The organism is Alkalimarinus coralli (assembly GCF_023650515.1).
Taxonomy (GTDB): Bacteria; Pseudomonadota; Gammaproteobacteria; order Pseudomonadales; family Oleiphilaceae; genus Alkalimarinus; species Alkalimarinus coralli.
On record NZ_CP096016.1, the window covers coordinates 400,932 to 415,818 of the forward strand.

Below are 14,887 nucleotides of genomic sequence, written 5' to 3' on the forward strand. Positions count from 1 at the left end.
TGCGGGGCGTTTTCGAAACATTGCCCTGCTTAATCGTGTGTCATTATCTTAGTTGCAAGAGTGCCTACTATGCTTAAGAAAATCTTGATCGCAAATCGTGGAGAAATCGCTGTTCGAATTATTCGGGCTTGCGCAGAGATGAATATTCGCTCAGTCGCCATTTATACTGAGCCTGACCGCTACGGGCTGCATGTGAAACGCGCAGATGAAGCGTACTCTCTAGGTGAAGACCCGATTAGTGGTTATCTTGACCCTCAAGCTATCGTGAGCCTGGCCAAGCAGGTGGGTTGTGATGCTATTCATCCAGGTTATGGTTTTCTGTCTGAGAATGCAGACTTTGCGCGGTTGTGTGAACAGCAGGGTATTCGCTTTATTGGGCCAAAATCTGATGTGATTCATGGTATGGGCGATAAAACGCAGGCCCGTGACAGTATGCGAGGGGCAGGCGTTCCAGTAACACCTGGCTCAGAAGGTAACCTGAAAGACCTCGATGAGGCTCTGACTCTGGCTGGAGAGATAGGCTACCCGGTGATGTTGAAAGCAACTTCTGGTGGAGGAGGGCGAGGCATTCGTCGTTGTGATTCGGCAGAAGAGCTGCGCACCCAGTACCCCCGCGTCATTAGTGAAGCGACTAAAGCCTTTGGCAGTGCGGAAGTCTTTCTCGAAAAATGTATTGTTAATCCCAAGCATATAGAAGTACAAATATTGGCAGACTCATCAGGTGAGGTGGTTCATCTGTATGAACGCGACTGCTCCATTCAACGAAGAAACCAGAAGCTGATAGAAATTGCGCCCAGCCCTCAATTAACCCCTGAGCAGCGCAGCTATATTGGCGATCTGGCGGTGAAAGCTGCGAAAGCAGTGGGCTATGAAAATGCCGGCACGGTTGAGTTTTTGCTGACCGGAAACGAAGTATATTTCATGGAAATGAATACGCGGGTTCAGGTCGAGCACACCATTACCGAGCAGATCACCGGTGTTGATGTTGTTCGAGAGCAGATTCGTATCGCTTCTGGCCTTCCTCTCAGCTATCGACAGTCTGATATTCAGTTTCGAGGGTTCGCCTTGCAGTTTCGTATCAATGCTGAAGACCCTAAAAATGACTTCTTGCCGAGTTTCGGACGTGTTAGCCACTATTACGCACCAGGAGGGCCTGGCGTACGTGTTGATACGGCTATTTATACCGGATATGAAATTCCCCCTTATTACGACTCAATGTGTTTAAAGCTTGTTGCCTGGGCGCTGACCTGGGAAGAGGTGATTGCGCGAGGCAAACGCTCACTGGATGATATGCGTTTGCACGGAGTGAAAACCACGGCGAACTACTATAAACAGATTTTAAGTCATGAAGACTTTGTCGCGGCTGAGTTCAATACGAGTTTTGTGCCGGAACACCCTGAGTTATTGGAATATTCGGATAAAAAACATCCTTCTGAAGTGGCGCTTGCGATTGCCACTGCGGTTGCGGCCCATGCGGGTTGGTAAATCAAGCGCAATCACCTCTAACCAATAAATTTGAATTAAAGGATATTGATATGACCGCAAATAAGCCCGTCGAGATTACTGACCTTATATTACGTGATGCACACCAGTCACTTATTGCCACCAGAATGCGTACAGAAGACATGTTGCCGATATGTGATAAGCTGGATGCAGTAGGCTATTGGTCTTTGGAAGTATGGGGTGGCGCCACCTTTGATGCCTGCGTACGGTTTCTTAAAGAAGACCCTTGGGAGCGTCTGCGTCAGCTGAGGACTGCATTACCGAAAACCCGCCTGCAAATGCTATTACGAGGACAGAATCTGCTGGGATACCGACATTACGCCGATGATGTGGTAGAAGCCTTCGTTGCAAAATCTGCCGAAAACGGCATTGATGTATTCCGTATTTTTGATGCGCTGAACGATGTGCGCAATCTGGAAACGGCAATGCGTGCAGTCAAAAAGGCAGGCAAGCACGCACAGGGTACTTTGTGCTACACCACCAGCCCGGTACACACACCACAGCTGTATGTCGATCAGGCAAAACGTTTAAAAGAGATGGGGGCGGACTCTATCGCCATCAAAGACATGGCGGGCTTGCTAACACCCTTTGCAACCTATGACTTGGTAAAAGCACTAAAAGATGAGGTCAGTTTGCCCGTTGTATTGCACAGCCACTCAACCGCCGGGCTTGCCGCACTGTGCCAGTTAAAAGCGGTTGAGGCAGGAGCTGATCGCATCGATACGGCTATTTCGGCTTTTGCCAATGGTACTAGCCACCCCGCAACAGAGTCTCAGGTCGCAGCGCTAAAAGGCACCCCTTATGATACAGGGCTGGATCTGGCGCAGCTAACTGAGATATCGGATTACTTTAAGGAGGTGCGCAAAAAGTACCACCAGTTTGAAAGTGAATTCACCCAGGAAGATGTGTCGGTTCAGATTAATCAGGTGCCGGGCGGCATGATGTCTAACCTGGCAAATCAACTGAAAGAACAGCATGCGCTTGATCGAATAAGAGAAGTATTTGATGAAATCCCCCGTGTTCGTAAAGACTTGGGTTTTCCCCCTTTAGTAACGCCAACCTCTCAGATTGTTGGCACTCAAGCGGTTTACAATGTACTGAGTGGCGAACGGTACAAAACTATCACCAATGAAGTGAAACGTTATTTACAGGGCGGCTATGGCCAAGCCCCGGCAGACGTCGACAAAGCGTTGCAAAAGCGCGCAGTTGGTAATGAAGATATTATCGAGGGACGACCTGCTGACTTGATTCAGTCCGAGATGGCAAAGCTTAAAGCTGAAATTGAAGGGCTGGCGGAGTCTGATGAAGATGTGCTGACCTATGCAATGTTTCCTGAACTGGGAAGAGAATTTTTGCAAGCACGCAAAGATGGCACACTAGAGCCGGAAGCACTGTTGCCGGTTGAGTCTGCTGGCAGAGTTGAAGCACAGGGAGGCACGCCAACCGAGTTTAAGCTGGATATTCACGGTGAGACCTATGAGGTAGCGATAACCGGGGTAGGGGATGCCGGTAGCGGCAAGCGTAAGATCTATCTGTCACTTGACGGTATGCCAGAAGAAACGGTATTTGAGCCACTAAATGCCTATCAGTCAGAGGGTCGAAGCAAGCGCGCTTCAGCCAGTCAGCCAGGTCATGTGACGACTGCCATGCCGGGTAATGTGGTTCAGGTTCTTGTTAAGGAGGGGGATATGGTCACAGCGGGTCAGGGTATTCTGGTGGCCGAAGCGATGAAAATGGAAAATGAGATTCAAGCCAATATCGCTGGCCGAGTGGCTAACATATATGTCCAGAAAGGTGACCGCATTACCCCTGGAGAAGTACTTGCTGAAATTGTTGTTGAGGAATAGGTTATGCCAGATATTGTTGTCATGTTTTTCCTGCTGGGACTGGTAGCAGGCGTATTGAAGTCTGACTTGAGGATTCCAAAAGCCGCCTATGACATCCTTAGTTTGTTATTGATGTTAACAATAGGGCTGAAAGGCGGTATGGCGCTTTATGGCACCATTGAGTGGTCGCTTGTTATTGAGTTAATGGCGGTGGCTGCGCTGGGGGCTATTATTACGCTTATCCTCATTCCGCTTCTGCTTAAGGTGACTAAAACCAGTAAAGAAAATGCCGCCAGTCTGGCGGCTCATTACGGGTCTGTTAGCGCAGGTACATTTGCGGTGGCGTTGGCCTATGCTGATACCGTTGGCCTGCCTATTGAACCTCAAGTGACGCTATATTTGGTGATGCTTGAACTACCCGCCATTCTTGTTGCGTTGGCGCTCTATCGCAGGTTGAATAAGGGCGCTGAGTCGGTTGGCAATCATAGCCAGCTATGGCATGAAACGTTTACTAACCGAGGGGTGGTGCTCTTAACCGGTGGTGTGATTATTGGCTTTATGTATGGGCCAGTGGAAGGCGCTGCGGTTACAGAGTTATTAACCGGTGCGTTCAAAGCCGTATTGGCGTTGTTCCTTTTGGAGATGGGTCTAACTGCGGCAGAAACGCTGTCTCCCATTCCGTGGAAAAAGTGGAAACTGCTACTGTTCGCAATCATCGCTCCACCGATATTATCACTGGTTGGAATGAGTGCGGGGATTGCATTAGGGTTGACTGCGGGGAGCGTATTGATACTGGCAACGCTAACTGCCAGTGCGTCTTATATTGCAGCACCTGCGGCGATTCGAACGGCGATACCCAAAGCGGATATTGGTTTGGCGATGCTGTTATCTTTGGGGATCACATTTCCATTTAATACCATTATCGGGATTCCTCTATATCACCAGATAATCACAAGCGTTTATGGCTGATATGGGCTGCTGCTTGTTGGTCTGGCAGGAAAGACGCCACCAGTAGCGTCTTTCCTGCACGCAGATAAAGATTGAAAATTAGGCCACTTTTACGTTACGTTCATTGACCTCGTATTCATTGAGACCTTTGCACGACGTTACGAGCGAAGTAAAGACAAGGCAAAAAATGACGAAAAAGCGCAGTATATATGTAATATATGAGCATTTTGAGTCATTTTTTAACGCTGTATTTGTAAGCGCAGTAGTCGTGCAAAGGTCTCTCATTATTGATGGAATGATGCCTTCATGAGCGAACAAATGATCAACTGGCTTTGGCCCAACCCCCACCTCAAAGAGATTGAGGTTACGGCTGAACAGACCGACCGGTTAGGGCATACAAACAATGTCCGTTATCTGGAATGGCTGGAGGGCATTGCCTGGAGCCATATAGAGGCGCTCGGTTGTGGCTGGGAGGTTAAAGACGCTCTGGGAAAAGCCATGGCGATTGTGCGAACAGAGATTGATTACTTATCCGCCTCTTATGCCGGGGATGAATTGCTGCTAGGCACCTGGATTACCTCCAGTGATATGAAGCTGCAATCAACCCGCCACTTTCAACTGATTAATACCTCGAACGGTAAAACAATCCTTAAAGCAAAAATGGATTTTGCCTGTATCTCCCTCAAAACCGGTCGGCCTGCAAAAATGCCAGAAGAATTTATCGCTGCCCATGAGAAGGGCTTGGCCCAGAGCCAAACGGCAGAGAATCACTGACAACATCTTCGCCCGCTGGAAGGTGAACTGCTTACTCTGCTCTATTGCAACTGCTTAAACTGTAGTTCCACCAGTCGCTGATAGAGCTCGCTTGATGCAATGAGTGATGAGTGGCTGCCTGAGTCTATCAGTTTTCCCTGATCGAGCACCGCGATCTTATCTGCATGCTGAATGGTTGATAATCGATGGGCAATAATCAGCGTGGTTCGGCCTTGCATCAGCGTTTGCAGAGCCTGTTGTACATGATGTTCACTTTCACTATCCAGCGCGCTGGTAGCTTCATCCAGCAGCAATATTTTAGGGTCTTTTAATATCGCCCGCGCGATAGCGATACGCTGGCGCTGCCCCCCTGATAACCTGACTCCTTTGGCTCCCAGGAAACTTTTGTAGCCATCTGGCAGCTTCATAATAAACTCATGGGCATGCGCTTTTTTGGCTGCTTCGATGACCTCTTCGTCAGTCGCTCGAGGGTTGCCGTATCGTATGTTGTGGTATACATCATGGCTAAACAGGGCTGGCTGTTGAGGCACCAGTGCCATCTGCTGACGGAGGTCATCGGGGTCTATCTGGCGAATATCCACACCGCCCAGTGTGATAGTGCCGGATTGAGGGTCATAAAAACGTAGCAGCAGTTCAAACAGTGTGGTTTTTCCTGCGCCAGATGGCCCTACCAACGCGAGCACTTTACCTTGCTCTGCTTTAAGAGAGAGCGCTTTCGTTGCTGCCTGGTTAGGCCTGGATGGATAATGGAAGGTGACATTATCAAACGCGACTTCGGCGGTTAGCGTTGATGCGGATACTGCTGTGTTGGTGGGGGGAGTTATATGGGGTTGAACTTGAAGTATTTCGACCAGCCGCTCTGTTGCTCCGGCTGCTTGTTGCAGTTGCCCAAATACTTCGGATATCGTGGCCAGCGATGTGCCGACCAATATCGCATAAAACACAAACGCACCTAAGTCGCCGCCAGTCATTTGACCTGAGATCACATCGCTACCGCCGACCCAGAGCATGCCTGTGATTGCGCTAAAGACGATAATAATAACGCCTGCAATCAGTATCGCGCGTTGCTGTATTCGGTTTTTGCCAATTAAAAATGCTTTTTCTACTTCATTTGAAAATGATCGACGCTCTTCAGGCTCACGGGTATAACTTTGTACGGTTTTTATGTGCTCAATCGCTTCACCGGCATAGCTGCCGACATCGGCCATTGAATCCTGGCTTTTGCGCGACAAGGCCTTTACTTTTCGGCCGTAGATCAATAACGGTAACAACACGAAAGGAACGGATGCCATGACAATCAACGTCAACTTAATATTTGTGGCAAATAGCATCACCAGCGCACCGACAAACATTAGGGCGCTACGCATGGCCATGGAGAATGATGAGCCAATGATGCTTTGCAACAGTGTTGTATCGGTTGTGATGCGGGACATAATATCCCCACTGCCATTGGCCTCAAAATAGCTTGGGTGCAGGGTGATAACGTGGTTAAAAACCGCAAGACGAATATCCGCGCTAACCCGTTCTCCTAACCATGAAACCAGATAAAAACGGAAAAATGTGCCGGTTGCGATTAATATGGTTACGCCAAAGATGAAAAATATCGCCTGCCTGAGCTGTTCATATGACTGTTGGGCAAAGCCTTCATCGATCAGTAAACGAACGCCTTGACCCACTGCCAACATAACACTAGCAGTAAAAATAAGTGCGATAACCGCGGCAATTACAGTGCCTTTGTAAGGGCGAATAAAGCGAGTAAGTTCCAGCAGGATGGACAGCCGTTTAGTTGTCTTGGGTTTGTTAACTGTCTCTTGGTGAGCACTGAGTTCGCTAGCACTGGATTGCATAAAATACCTAAAGCAGCCTGCCTGATTATGAAGAGTAGAGTCTATCATTGGGGGGCTTTTCATAAAATCAATGGAGGCTTGGCAAAGAGGCTGAGTTTACAGCGGATGCCCAAAGCCATTTAACTAAAAATTACCTCATATAATGGTAATTACTATTTTTGGTAGTAATATTAAGTAATCGCATACTGATAGGGTGATATTAGAGATGATTGACTGGCACTTCCCGCGTACTCAATTGGCACAGCAATATATGAATGCCTTTGATACGGGTATTACTGGCGCACTTGCTCTATTTGCTCCGCGTAGAATGGGCAAAACTGAGTTCGTGCTGCTTGATCTTGCGCCAGAGGCAGAAAAGAGAGGCTATCAGGTAGGCTACTGCTCGCTTTGGAACCTGCAGGACAATCCCGCTAAAGCCCTTCGTATTGCACTTGAAGGAATTAGTAAAAAAGGCGACTGGCTTGATAAGTGGTCTTCTTATATTGGTGTTACAAGCGAACTGTCGGCAAGTATTGCCGGTGCAACGCTCAAGTTAAAAGCGAATCCCCAAACCGCGCAAGTGGAAGAGGATGATTTGCTCACAATCATTGATTTATTGGGCAAATTAGCCAGCCAGAAAAGGCCGACATTATTGCTGCTGGATGAAGTTCAGCATTTAGCTAATGATGGTTATGCGCCACTGGTTGCGACATTGCGCACCCAATTTGATCAACATCGGAAAAAGCTTCATGTGGTCTATACCGGGAGTAGCCGGGACGGCTTGCAACGGATGTTTCGTGACCGTAAAGCGCCTATGTTTCACGCCGCACAGCAGGTGGAATTTCCCAAGCTGGAGTCAGACTTTGTGGCCTTTATGCTGAATGCGGTGCAGCAAGCCAGCCAGCAAACGCTGTCGTTAGGTAAAGCGACACGTATATTCAGTAAAATGAACCATAACCCGGCGCTCTTTCATCATCTGTTGAGGCACATGGTCATTAAAGGTATATGGGATATTGAAAAAGGTTACGAAAACTTTAAAGAACTGGTAGATGTAGATGCAGACTTTTCGGCGCTTTGGGATCAATGTAAACCCGCAGACTGTGCAGTGCTAAAGCTATTGGCTCAACCGTCGGCATTGGGGATATACTCTGACGAGGCTCGTGTATTTGTGGGTGAAGAGATCGGCACCGAACAGGTTTCGGTGAAGGTCATTCAGAATTCGATTGAGCGGCTCAGACTTAATCAGGTTTTGTACAGCCCGGCACGTGGAGTGTGGGAGTTTGAAGACCCTGGCTTTAAAGAGTGGATACTTTCACGTTAAAGTCGGAGAGGCGCACTGCTTACGACCCTGAGCCATATATTTCAGCATACCGACCAGACTGCTTTATTCGCTGCAAACCAGCGTTAAACTTTTTCAGCAGTGCGGCCCCTTTTTTGTCTTGGTTAAATATCAGGCGCAGAGGGTTAATAGATATTGGTTTAGGGTGTATTGCAAACTGGTCAAAGGCTTCCGGCGCTTGCTGGCGAATCAACTGTAATCCCACTTCGCGATTGGCGGGAAATACGTCAATGCGTTGGGTGAGTAGCATTTCAACAAGGGATTTTTCTTTGTTAACGCGGAACACATCAAAGTCGCCTCTTTCTTCTGCTTTTTCAAATTCTTCGCTATAGGCATACCCTAAGGCAGCGCCTACATAGTAACGCTTAAGGTCGCTTAGCTTATTCCAGTCAAACGGCGTACTTTTGAGGTGAAAGAAAACATTTTGGTTATCGTAAACCCCATCACTAAACAGAAACTCCTGCTGACGCTCGTCGGTTGCCCGCCATGCAGAACTTGCCACAACTCGTTTGGATCTTAGCTCCTGCATTGCCCGCTTCCATGGAAAAAAACGATACTTCACCTTTACCCCGCTTAATGCAAAAGCCTCAGAGACAACCATTGATATTGGGCCATAACCTATTTTTTTTTCGGATATAAAGGGGGCCCATTCACCAGTCGAAACAGTAATTGTCTCAGTATAACCAGGCTTGCTTTGAGCTGGACTGTAAACATCTTTCTCCCAAGATGAGCGGGCGTTGGCATAAGCGAAAGAGGTGTATAAAAGTATGGCCGTAATTAGCGAAAGGGTTATAAATCTTCGAATTGTCCTTAAGCTGGCCTGGTTCATCATATGAGTGCTTAGCTTTTAAGAGACCTTTGCACGACTACTGCGCTTACAAATACAGCGTTAGAAAATGACTCAAAATGGTGCGCTCTCCTGGGTCGACCGGGACTTATTACTCATAAACTGCGCTTTTTCTTCATTTTTTGCCTTGTCTTTATTTCGCTCGTAACGTCGTGCAAAGGTCTCTTTAAGAGTTAATTATTATCGTTGGGTTGAGTATTGCCTATTTCATTAGTATTTTCCACATAAGTGGATATTTTTAATAGTAATTTACATTTATCCCAGGTTAGCAGCAAGCACTCCATATCGTCGGTACCTTATGCACACAAACTGTGGATAACATTCTGAGTAACTTCTTGAAACAGTGCGTTAGCCCTTTTGTGTAAAGGCTTTCAAACAAGTGTTTAATAATTACACATCTGTGACAGCGTTTCCTTCAATCCTTCAACGCTCTATAATTCAGGCCTCGTTTAGACTGATTAAAGGTTGCATATTTAATGCGCAGAACCGACAAAAAAATAGACAACAATGTAAGAAAAGCACTGACCACTGCCTGTGATACCGCACTGGAAAATGTTGAGGGTTTTAAGTGGTTGACGCATACCGCGTCGTATGATTGTTTTCCCGGAAGTCTTGTGGTGACGTGCGTTTTTGATACGAGTGATGCGCTTGATGCCGCTTATGAAAATGAGCAGGATATTTATTTTAGAAAACTGATACAGGGCCATTTGCTCAAAGTAGGTGTTAAGTTTAAACATGTACAAAAGCAAATTTGTTTTGACACTGAAGAGGCGTGTGAAAGAGAGCACAGCGGGAATTGGAAAGAGCGGCTTGCCACTCGTTCAAAACGCATTTGTTAGTGAACTCACTGAATACCGCTAATGAAGATACTTAAGACGTAATTGATCATAAGTGCCATCAGCTTTGATCTGCTCCAGTGTGGCTTGCAGCTTTTTAGCGTATGATGGGTCTGTATGCGGGTTGATAGCCAGGTAGTATTGTAATGAATCAAGGGCTGAGTTGTTGGAGGCACGCCTGGATTTTCACTCACACTATTCACACAATCTGTGGATAACATTCTTAATATCTTCTTTACACTCTTCCCTAAGCCACTGTTTATAAGGGGTTCGAACAAGTGTTTAAATATTACCCATTAATGACAGCTAACGAGAAAAAGCAGCGCGGGATCGGTATTTTTCAGGGGCTTATACAGAGTCCAGCTAAGTGAGTTGAGTATGCGAGACTGAATTTAAAGCAAAAAAAAGCGACACATGACGCCGAACGTTAATCATGTATCGCTATACGATAGGGCTAACACTGTAGGGAGGGCCCTGATTGGAAATCTTCGAGTAAAACGAGATAAACGGCCTGAAGGTTTATGTCGTTTCACTCTTTGAAAAGATGAGTTTATATTAAGGAGAAGGGGGGCGTAGTGTAATCGTCCGTAGGGCGTATTTTGGGCGTAAAGTAAATAATTCGTGTTTTCTGCGGCATGCAAAATGCGCCACATGTAGCCTTGCATGAAAGGAGGTACGACTGGAATCAAGGTCATTCACTGAACCTTGATTATCCTCAGTGGTATTTCAAGCACTGATGAGGAAACCTTGATTCCAGTCGTTCCTCACTGCATACAAGGCTACAGTTTGGTGGAAAAAGCGCGCAGTACTGCGTTAGCCTTCTTTCTGTGGTTTGTTCAGCCCACCGATTAACAGCCCTTTCGGTAAAAGGTCGTGCTCAACAGTGACCCGTAACCCTGCATCAAGCGCCAGATTGGAGAGGGCAACGGCATAGTCGCAGATAAACTCTTCTGCTGTTCCCCATAAATCCTCTGCGGGTATGTGTGATTTTTTGTAGAATGCTAACTGTAGTGCCAGGCCTTCATTAAACAGGGCTTCATCCCGCTTCAATATACCGTACAAGGTCATGCTAAGGGTAAAGTAGTGCATATCCCCCCCGGTTTTTGGGGGCTTTTCGGCATATTCCTGAAGGGTTTTCTCTAACAATAGCTGGCCTTTTTGCAGCTCATTCAGCAAGGCATATTTGTAGGCATAGGTGTACAGGTTGACCACTGCATCCATTTTTTTGCCATCTTTACTGTCCTGATACCAGTAGGCTAACTCTCTGGCTGTCTCAAAGTCGGCCCCCATTAAGGCGTAGTTAAAACCGTCAATGGCATTGGTTTCCATTACCGCAGACCAGTTTACCTGTCCATACCCTGCGCTGGGTGCTTTTGGGGGTTTGGGTTTATCGCCGACGTAATCCGGGTCTGTGACGTCATAAGCCATTTTGAAGCATTTAAGCATACACTTGCCAGCGGCTGAAAACTCAGCCCGGAATCTTTCTGGCGGTTCGCCATTTAGAAAACGGGCACGGCCTAAGTCCGCATAATCCATGGCCGCGCCGGCATAGGCACTATGCACCGGCAAATCTTCTTGCTGGTACCAGTCGCTGTTAATATTTTCGGCTCTTTTCCTAAGTATTCTTGTATTTTGAGCAATCCAATAATCGATATCTTCCTGATCTGCTTTTTTCACTGTTTAAATGCCTCCATCATCAGTTGTTTGACCTTGTCAAAGTTCTCGATATTAAAATCATCTAGAGTGTCTATGACATCACCTCTTGAGTCCCGCTCCAATACTCGTACCCGCCCGGTCTCTGTATTGGTATGAGTCGACAGGTGGTTGTCCCTTTTGATGGAGTAGCCATTGCCGATGCTACAACGAAAAATAGAGCACGTTAATGCTCTATTTTTCCACCGGTCAATTTTCTGGTATCACCAAGCCGTCTTGTCGCGCTTGTAAACCGCAGACAAAGCCCTCAAAAGACTTAACATTCTTCTGGCGGCCTGTTCAGCCCACCGATTAACAACCCCTTCGGTAAAAGGTCATGCTCTACAGTGACCCGTAACCCTGCATCAAGCGCCAGATTGGAGAGGGCAACGGCATGGTCGCAGATAAACTCATAAGGTGACCCCCATAAATCTTCGGCGGGGATGTATGACTTTTTATAAAACTTCAGTTGTAATGCCAGGCCTTCATTAAACAGGGCTTCATCGCGTTTCAGTATGCCGTACAGGGTCATGCTGAGGGTAAAGTAATTCATATCCGCCGTTGTTTTAGGTGGTTTGGCGGCATACTCTTCAAGTGTTTTTTCCAGTAATAACCGGCCTTTTTCCAGCTCATTCAACAAGGCATATTTATAGGCATAAGTATACCGGTTGACCACAGCATCCATTTTTTTGCCATCTTTTCTGTCTTGATACCAGTAGGCCAACTCTCTGGCGGTCTCAAAGTCGGCTCCCATTAAGGCGTAGTTAAAACCGTCAATGGCATTAGTCTCCATGACCTCAGACCAGTCCACTTGGCCGTAACCTGCACTGGGTGCTTTTGGGGGTTTGGGTTTATCACCGACGTAATCCGGGCCTGTGACGTCATAAGCCATTTTGAAGCATTTAAGCATACACTTGCCAGCGGCTGAAAATTCATGTCTGAATCTTTCCGGCGGTTCGCCATTTAGAAAACGGGCGCGGCCTAAACCGGCATAATCCATAGCCGTGCCAGAATAAACACTTTGCATGGGGATGTCCTGATCTTTATACCACCCGGTTTTGTAATCATCCTCAGACTGCCGAATAGTTTTCAAGCTCATCTCTATCCAATAATCAATATCTTCCTGATCTGCTTTTTTCATTATTTAAACGCCTCCATTACCAGTTGTTTGACCTTGTCAAAGTTCTCGATATTAAAATCATCCAGAGTATCGATAATATCACCTTCTGAGTCACGCTCCAGCACTCGTACCCGCCCGGTCTCTGTATTGGTATGGGTCGACAAATGACGCTTTTGACCGTCCTTAAGCCGAACGCTTTCCCAGAGCTCCAGCTCAGCCTCTGTGTAAGGGCCACCCTGTCTATTGGATGGCTGATTGACCTTTTTATGCTTTTGTTTGGTCATTAGTTTAGCTCTGCGTTTATTTTTCTTTTCCGAGCTTTGCCTTTCCAAATTGGTATTTTTAGCAACTGTCAGGCTGTCTTTATTGTTCCCTTTGGCTTCTATTTCAACCAGCTTACCGCTTTTGTCCAGCGCCAGGTCGTCTGGCCCATGGTAGCGGTCAATATAACGCGAGTCTGTGGTGATACCCTGACGTTTTTTGGCTTGCTCCATTCCTACTTTGCCCAGCGCCTCGCTGCTGGAGCGACTGTTTAGCAAGGCTTGCTCAATATCCTGTATTATTTGGTCGGGCTTGCGTAGCAGTGATTTGCCCCGGCTACCCAGCGCCGTAATGGCAGATACAACCGCCGGTGTTTGCGGCAGGTTGCGCAGGCTCTTTGCTGCTGCCTGCTCTGTTTCATTGCTGAGCGGAATCATATCCCGGCCTTCGGCTTTATAGCGATAAGCGACTTCGTCAGCGCTTAGTATTTCGCCTGTGGCCTGATCCTGATATTGAATAATGCCGCTGCCAGCCATCCACTCCGCGTGAATTGCCGCATTCTCTCTGAGAAACTGGTTAAGCAGCTCCTTGGCCCCGCCAACCAGTGTATCAATAAAGGACGCTTCAGCTGCAGGTGAGGGTTCCACTGGCGTGACATCGCCAATAAAAACATCACCGGAACCGCCGATAACAATACCACCGTGGGCGGTTACGCTCCCCATGGTCGCGGCGGGCATGCCGTTAATGAATACGGTTGAAGAACCTTGGACAATGGTATCTGGCGGGCCATTGCAAACAGCCGTATCGCCTACGCGAGCGGCAGGTTGGCCATTAATGAAAACGTTTGATGAGCCGGTGGCAGTGGGGCCTCCCTTATGGCGGGTTTTGCCATCGACAAGGGGGGCACTGGTGCATGTCGCCCAAGCGGGCGGCGGGTTTTGTGGTCATAAAAACATCCTTTGTTTTATCTGACGATAATGCTTCTTCCTGAAACACTGGAAACGGGATTATATAAACTCAGCAATGTAAGTCAAATGTCAAGGCAGGGGCACTAACGGCGTATGAGCCTTGTCGCGCCACAGTCAGATCTCATTCGTTCCTCACTACGTGCAAGACTACAGCCTGGTGGAAAAGTGGAGTATTGAGCATATTCGCACTTTTCATACCTGCGCGACGTTAGGTGTTTGGTATTATTTCTACCGCATCACCGAGTTGAATCTGCCCACTCTTCAGTATTTTGGCGCATAGGCCGCCATGGCCAAGCATTGCGGCGATGGCCCCTCTGCCAAGTGCTTGCTCCATTCGCGAACAGGGGTGGCATAGTGCGGTGGCTTCGAAAATGGCGTCGCCTATAGAAAATTGCTGATGGCGCAGTGCTGTAAGGTTAATGTTTTGGGTAACGAGGTTTCGACGAAGCAAGTCAGGCGCAAGGTGCTGCCTTCCCATAAAGTGTGCAATCAGGTGAATATACTCTTCCGATATGATGGTTACCTGTCGGGCTGATCCCGGTGTTTTAGTGCAACGGTGATCACCCTCTAGCCCCAAATCTTTGAGCGCCATCACACCATCCACTGCTCGCATGGGGGCTTTTCGTTCAGGGCGCAAACCTATCCATGTTAATGTGCCAGGTTTTATATCTTTTATAAGACGGCCAAATAACTGTCGTTGGCTTTTCATGAGCGTATTCCATACTGGGTAATCTACAGAGACTATAGGTCAGGAGCGTCTATCAGGGTAGGAATTCTAGCGGTGGTGCTTGAACAAGTGGTTAAATATCTGAGACGGTTTGCACGCAAAAAACGTATTGTGCAGTGGGTCACGGCCAAAATTGCCGAACCTGTTAGCATGAAGCACACTCAGTCGAGATACCAGTTGTGATCTGTTGCTGGTGTGAATTCCGCTATTAAATGGTTTA

Annotated in this window: 13 protein-coding genes; 7 read left to right on the forward strand and 6 right to left on the reverse strand. The window is 47.4% G+C overall.

From position 1 onward, the window contains the following. Positions 1-69 precede the first annotated feature (69 nt). The 4 genes from MY523_RS01725 to MY523_RS01740 all read left to right on the forward strand — a co-directional run bounded on the left by MY523_RS01725 (position 70) and on the right by MY523_RS01740 (position 5,051). Positions 70-1,485, forward strand: a complete 1,416-nt coding sequence (locus MY523_RS01725) for an acetyl-CoA carboxylase biotin carboxylase subunit (protein ID WP_250657088.1) — start codon at positions 70-72, stop codon at positions 1,483-1,485. A 50-nt stretch (positions 1,486-1,535) separates the two neighbouring features. Continuing rightward, positions 1,536-3,350 (forward strand): sodium-extruding oxaloacetate decarboxylase subunit alpha, encoded by a 1,815-nt coding sequence (gene oadA, locus MY523_RS01730; protein ID WP_250657089.1) that lies wholly within the window; start codon positions 1,536-1,538, stop codon positions 3,348-3,350. A 3-nt stretch (positions 3,351-3,353) separates the two neighbouring features. Further along, positions 3,354-4,298: a sodium-dependent bicarbonate transport family permease gene (locus MY523_RS01735; protein WP_250657090.1), complete on the forward strand. Its 945-nt coding sequence runs from the start codon at positions 3,354-3,356 to the stop codon at positions 4,296-4,298. 285 nt (positions 4,299-4,583) lie between these two features. Further along, the gene (locus MY523_RS01740; RefSeq protein WP_250657091.1) at positions 4,584-5,051 is read left to right on the forward strand and encodes an acyl-CoA thioesterase; all 468 of its coding nucleotides are present in this window, start codon (positions 4,584-4,586) and stop codon (positions 5,049-5,051) included. A gap of 41 nt (positions 5,052-5,092) precedes the next feature. Here the strand turns inward: MY523_RS01740 and MY523_RS01745 are convergent, their stop codons facing one another. Continuing rightward, complete coding sequence (locus tag MY523_RS01745; RefSeq protein ID WP_250657092.1) at positions 5,093-6,898, reverse strand: ABC transporter ATP-binding protein/permease; 1,806 nt, start codon at positions 6,896-6,898, stop codon at positions 5,093-5,095. A gap of 205 nt (positions 6,899-7,103) precedes the next feature. Between MY523_RS01745 and MY523_RS01750 the strand changes: the two genes are divergently transcribed. Next, positions 7,104-8,198 (forward strand): ATP-binding protein, encoded by a 1,095-nt coding sequence (locus MY523_RS01750; protein ID WP_250657093.1) that lies wholly within the window; start codon positions 7,104-7,106, stop codon positions 8,196-8,198. 19 nt (positions 8,199-8,217) lie between these two features. Here the strand turns inward: MY523_RS01750 and MY523_RS01755 are convergent, their stop codons facing one another. After that, positions 8,218-9,048: a substrate-binding periplasmic protein gene (locus MY523_RS01755; RefSeq protein ID WP_250657094.1), complete on the reverse strand. Its 831-nt coding sequence runs from the start codon at positions 9,046-9,048 to the stop codon at positions 8,218-8,220. A gap of 491 nt (positions 9,049-9,539) precedes the next feature. On the opposite strand from MY523_RS01755, the gene MY523_RS01760 reads away from it, so the two are divergent. Next, positions 9,540-9,902 (forward strand): Fis family transcriptional regulator, encoded by a 363-nt coding sequence (locus MY523_RS01760; RefSeq protein WP_250657095.1) that lies wholly within the window; start codon positions 9,540-9,542, stop codon positions 9,900-9,902. 810 nt (positions 9,903-10,712) lie between these two features. On the opposite strand, the gene MY523_RS01765 is transcribed toward MY523_RS01760, so the two are convergent. The 3 genes from MY523_RS01765 to MY523_RS01775 form a co-directional block, all read right to left on the reverse strand. After that, the gene (locus MY523_RS01765; protein WP_250657096.1) at positions 10,713-11,576 is read right to left on the reverse strand and encodes an Imm49 family immunity protein; all 864 of its coding nucleotides are present in this window, start codon (positions 11,574-11,576) and stop codon (positions 10,713-10,715) included. A 292-nt stretch (positions 11,577-11,868) separates the two neighbouring features. Then, positions 11,869-12,732 carry an Imm49 family immunity protein gene (locus tag MY523_RS01770; RefSeq protein WP_250657097.1) on the reverse strand — a complete coding sequence of 288 codons (864 nt, stop codon included), beginning with the start codon at positions 12,730-12,732 and terminating at the stop codon, positions 11,869-11,871. Next, the gene (locus MY523_RS01775; protein WP_250658755.1) at positions 12,732-13,808 is read right to left on the reverse strand and encodes a PAAR domain-containing protein; all 1,077 of its coding nucleotides are present in this window, start codon (positions 13,806-13,808) and stop codon (positions 12,732-12,734) included. Before MY523_RS01775 ends, MY523_RS01770 begins: the two co-directional genes overlap by 1 nt. Between MY523_RS01775 and MY523_RS01780 the strand changes: the two genes are divergently transcribed. Next, on the forward strand, positions 13,717-13,944 hold the full coding sequence (locus tag MY523_RS01780) for a hypothetical protein (RefSeq protein ID WP_250657098.1): 228 nt from the start codon (positions 13,717-13,719) through the stop codon (positions 13,942-13,944). The genes MY523_RS01775 and MY523_RS01780 overlap by 92 nt on opposite strands. Positions 13,945-14,148: 204 nt before the next feature. Here the strand turns inward: MY523_RS01780 and MY523_RS01785 are convergent, their stop codons facing one another. Continuing rightward, complete coding sequence (locus MY523_RS01785; RefSeq protein WP_250657099.1) at positions 14,149-14,649, reverse strand: MOSC domain-containing protein; 501 nt, start codon at positions 14,647-14,649, stop codon at positions 14,149-14,151. Positions 14,650-14,887 lie beyond the last annotated feature (238 nt).

What these genes read in the sequence shown, in the direction of transcription:
- MY523_RS01725 (WP_250657088.1), top strand. Translation starts at nt 70, where the DNA reads ATGCTTAAGAAAATCTTGATCGCAAATCGTGGAGAAATCGCTGTTCGA.
- oadA (WP_250657089.1), top strand. Translation starts at nt 1,536, where the DNA reads ATGACCGCAAATAAGCCCGTCGAGATTACTGACCTTATATTACGTGAT.
- MY523_RS01735 (WP_250657090.1), top strand. Translation starts at nt 3,354, where the DNA reads ATGCCAGATATTGTTGTCATGTTTTTCCTGCTGGGACTGGTAGCAGGC.
- MY523_RS01740 (WP_250657091.1), top strand. Translation starts at nt 4,584, where the DNA reads ATGAGCGAACAAATGATCAACTGGCTTTGGCCCAACCCCCACCTCAAA.
- MY523_RS01745 (WP_250657092.1), bottom strand. Translation starts at nt 6,898, where the DNA reads ATGCAATCCAGTGCTAGCGAACTCAGTGCTCACCAAGAGACAGTTAAC.
- MY523_RS01750 (WP_250657093.1), top strand. Translation starts at nt 7,104, where the DNA reads ATGATTGACTGGCACTTCCCGCGTACTCAATTGGCACAGCAATATATG.
- MY523_RS01755 (WP_250657094.1), bottom strand. Translation starts at nt 9,048, where the DNA reads ATGATGAACCAGGCCAGCTTAAGGACAATTCGAAGATTTATAACCCTT.
- MY523_RS01760 (WP_250657095.1), top strand. Translation starts at nt 9,540, where the DNA reads ATGCGCAGAACCGACAAAAAAATAGACAACAATGTAAGAAAAGCACTG.
- MY523_RS01770 (WP_250657097.1), bottom strand. Translation starts at nt 12,732, where the DNA reads ATGAAAAAAGCAGATCAGGAAGATATTGATTATTGGATAGAGATGAGC.
- MY523_RS01780 (WP_250657098.1), top strand. Translation starts at nt 13,717, where the DNA reads ATGAATACGGTTGAAGAACCTTGGACAATGGTATCTGGCGGGCCATTG.
- MY523_RS01785 (WP_250657099.1), bottom strand. Translation starts at nt 14,649, where the DNA reads ATGAAAAGCCAACGACAGTTATTTGGCCGTCTTATAAAAGATATAAAA.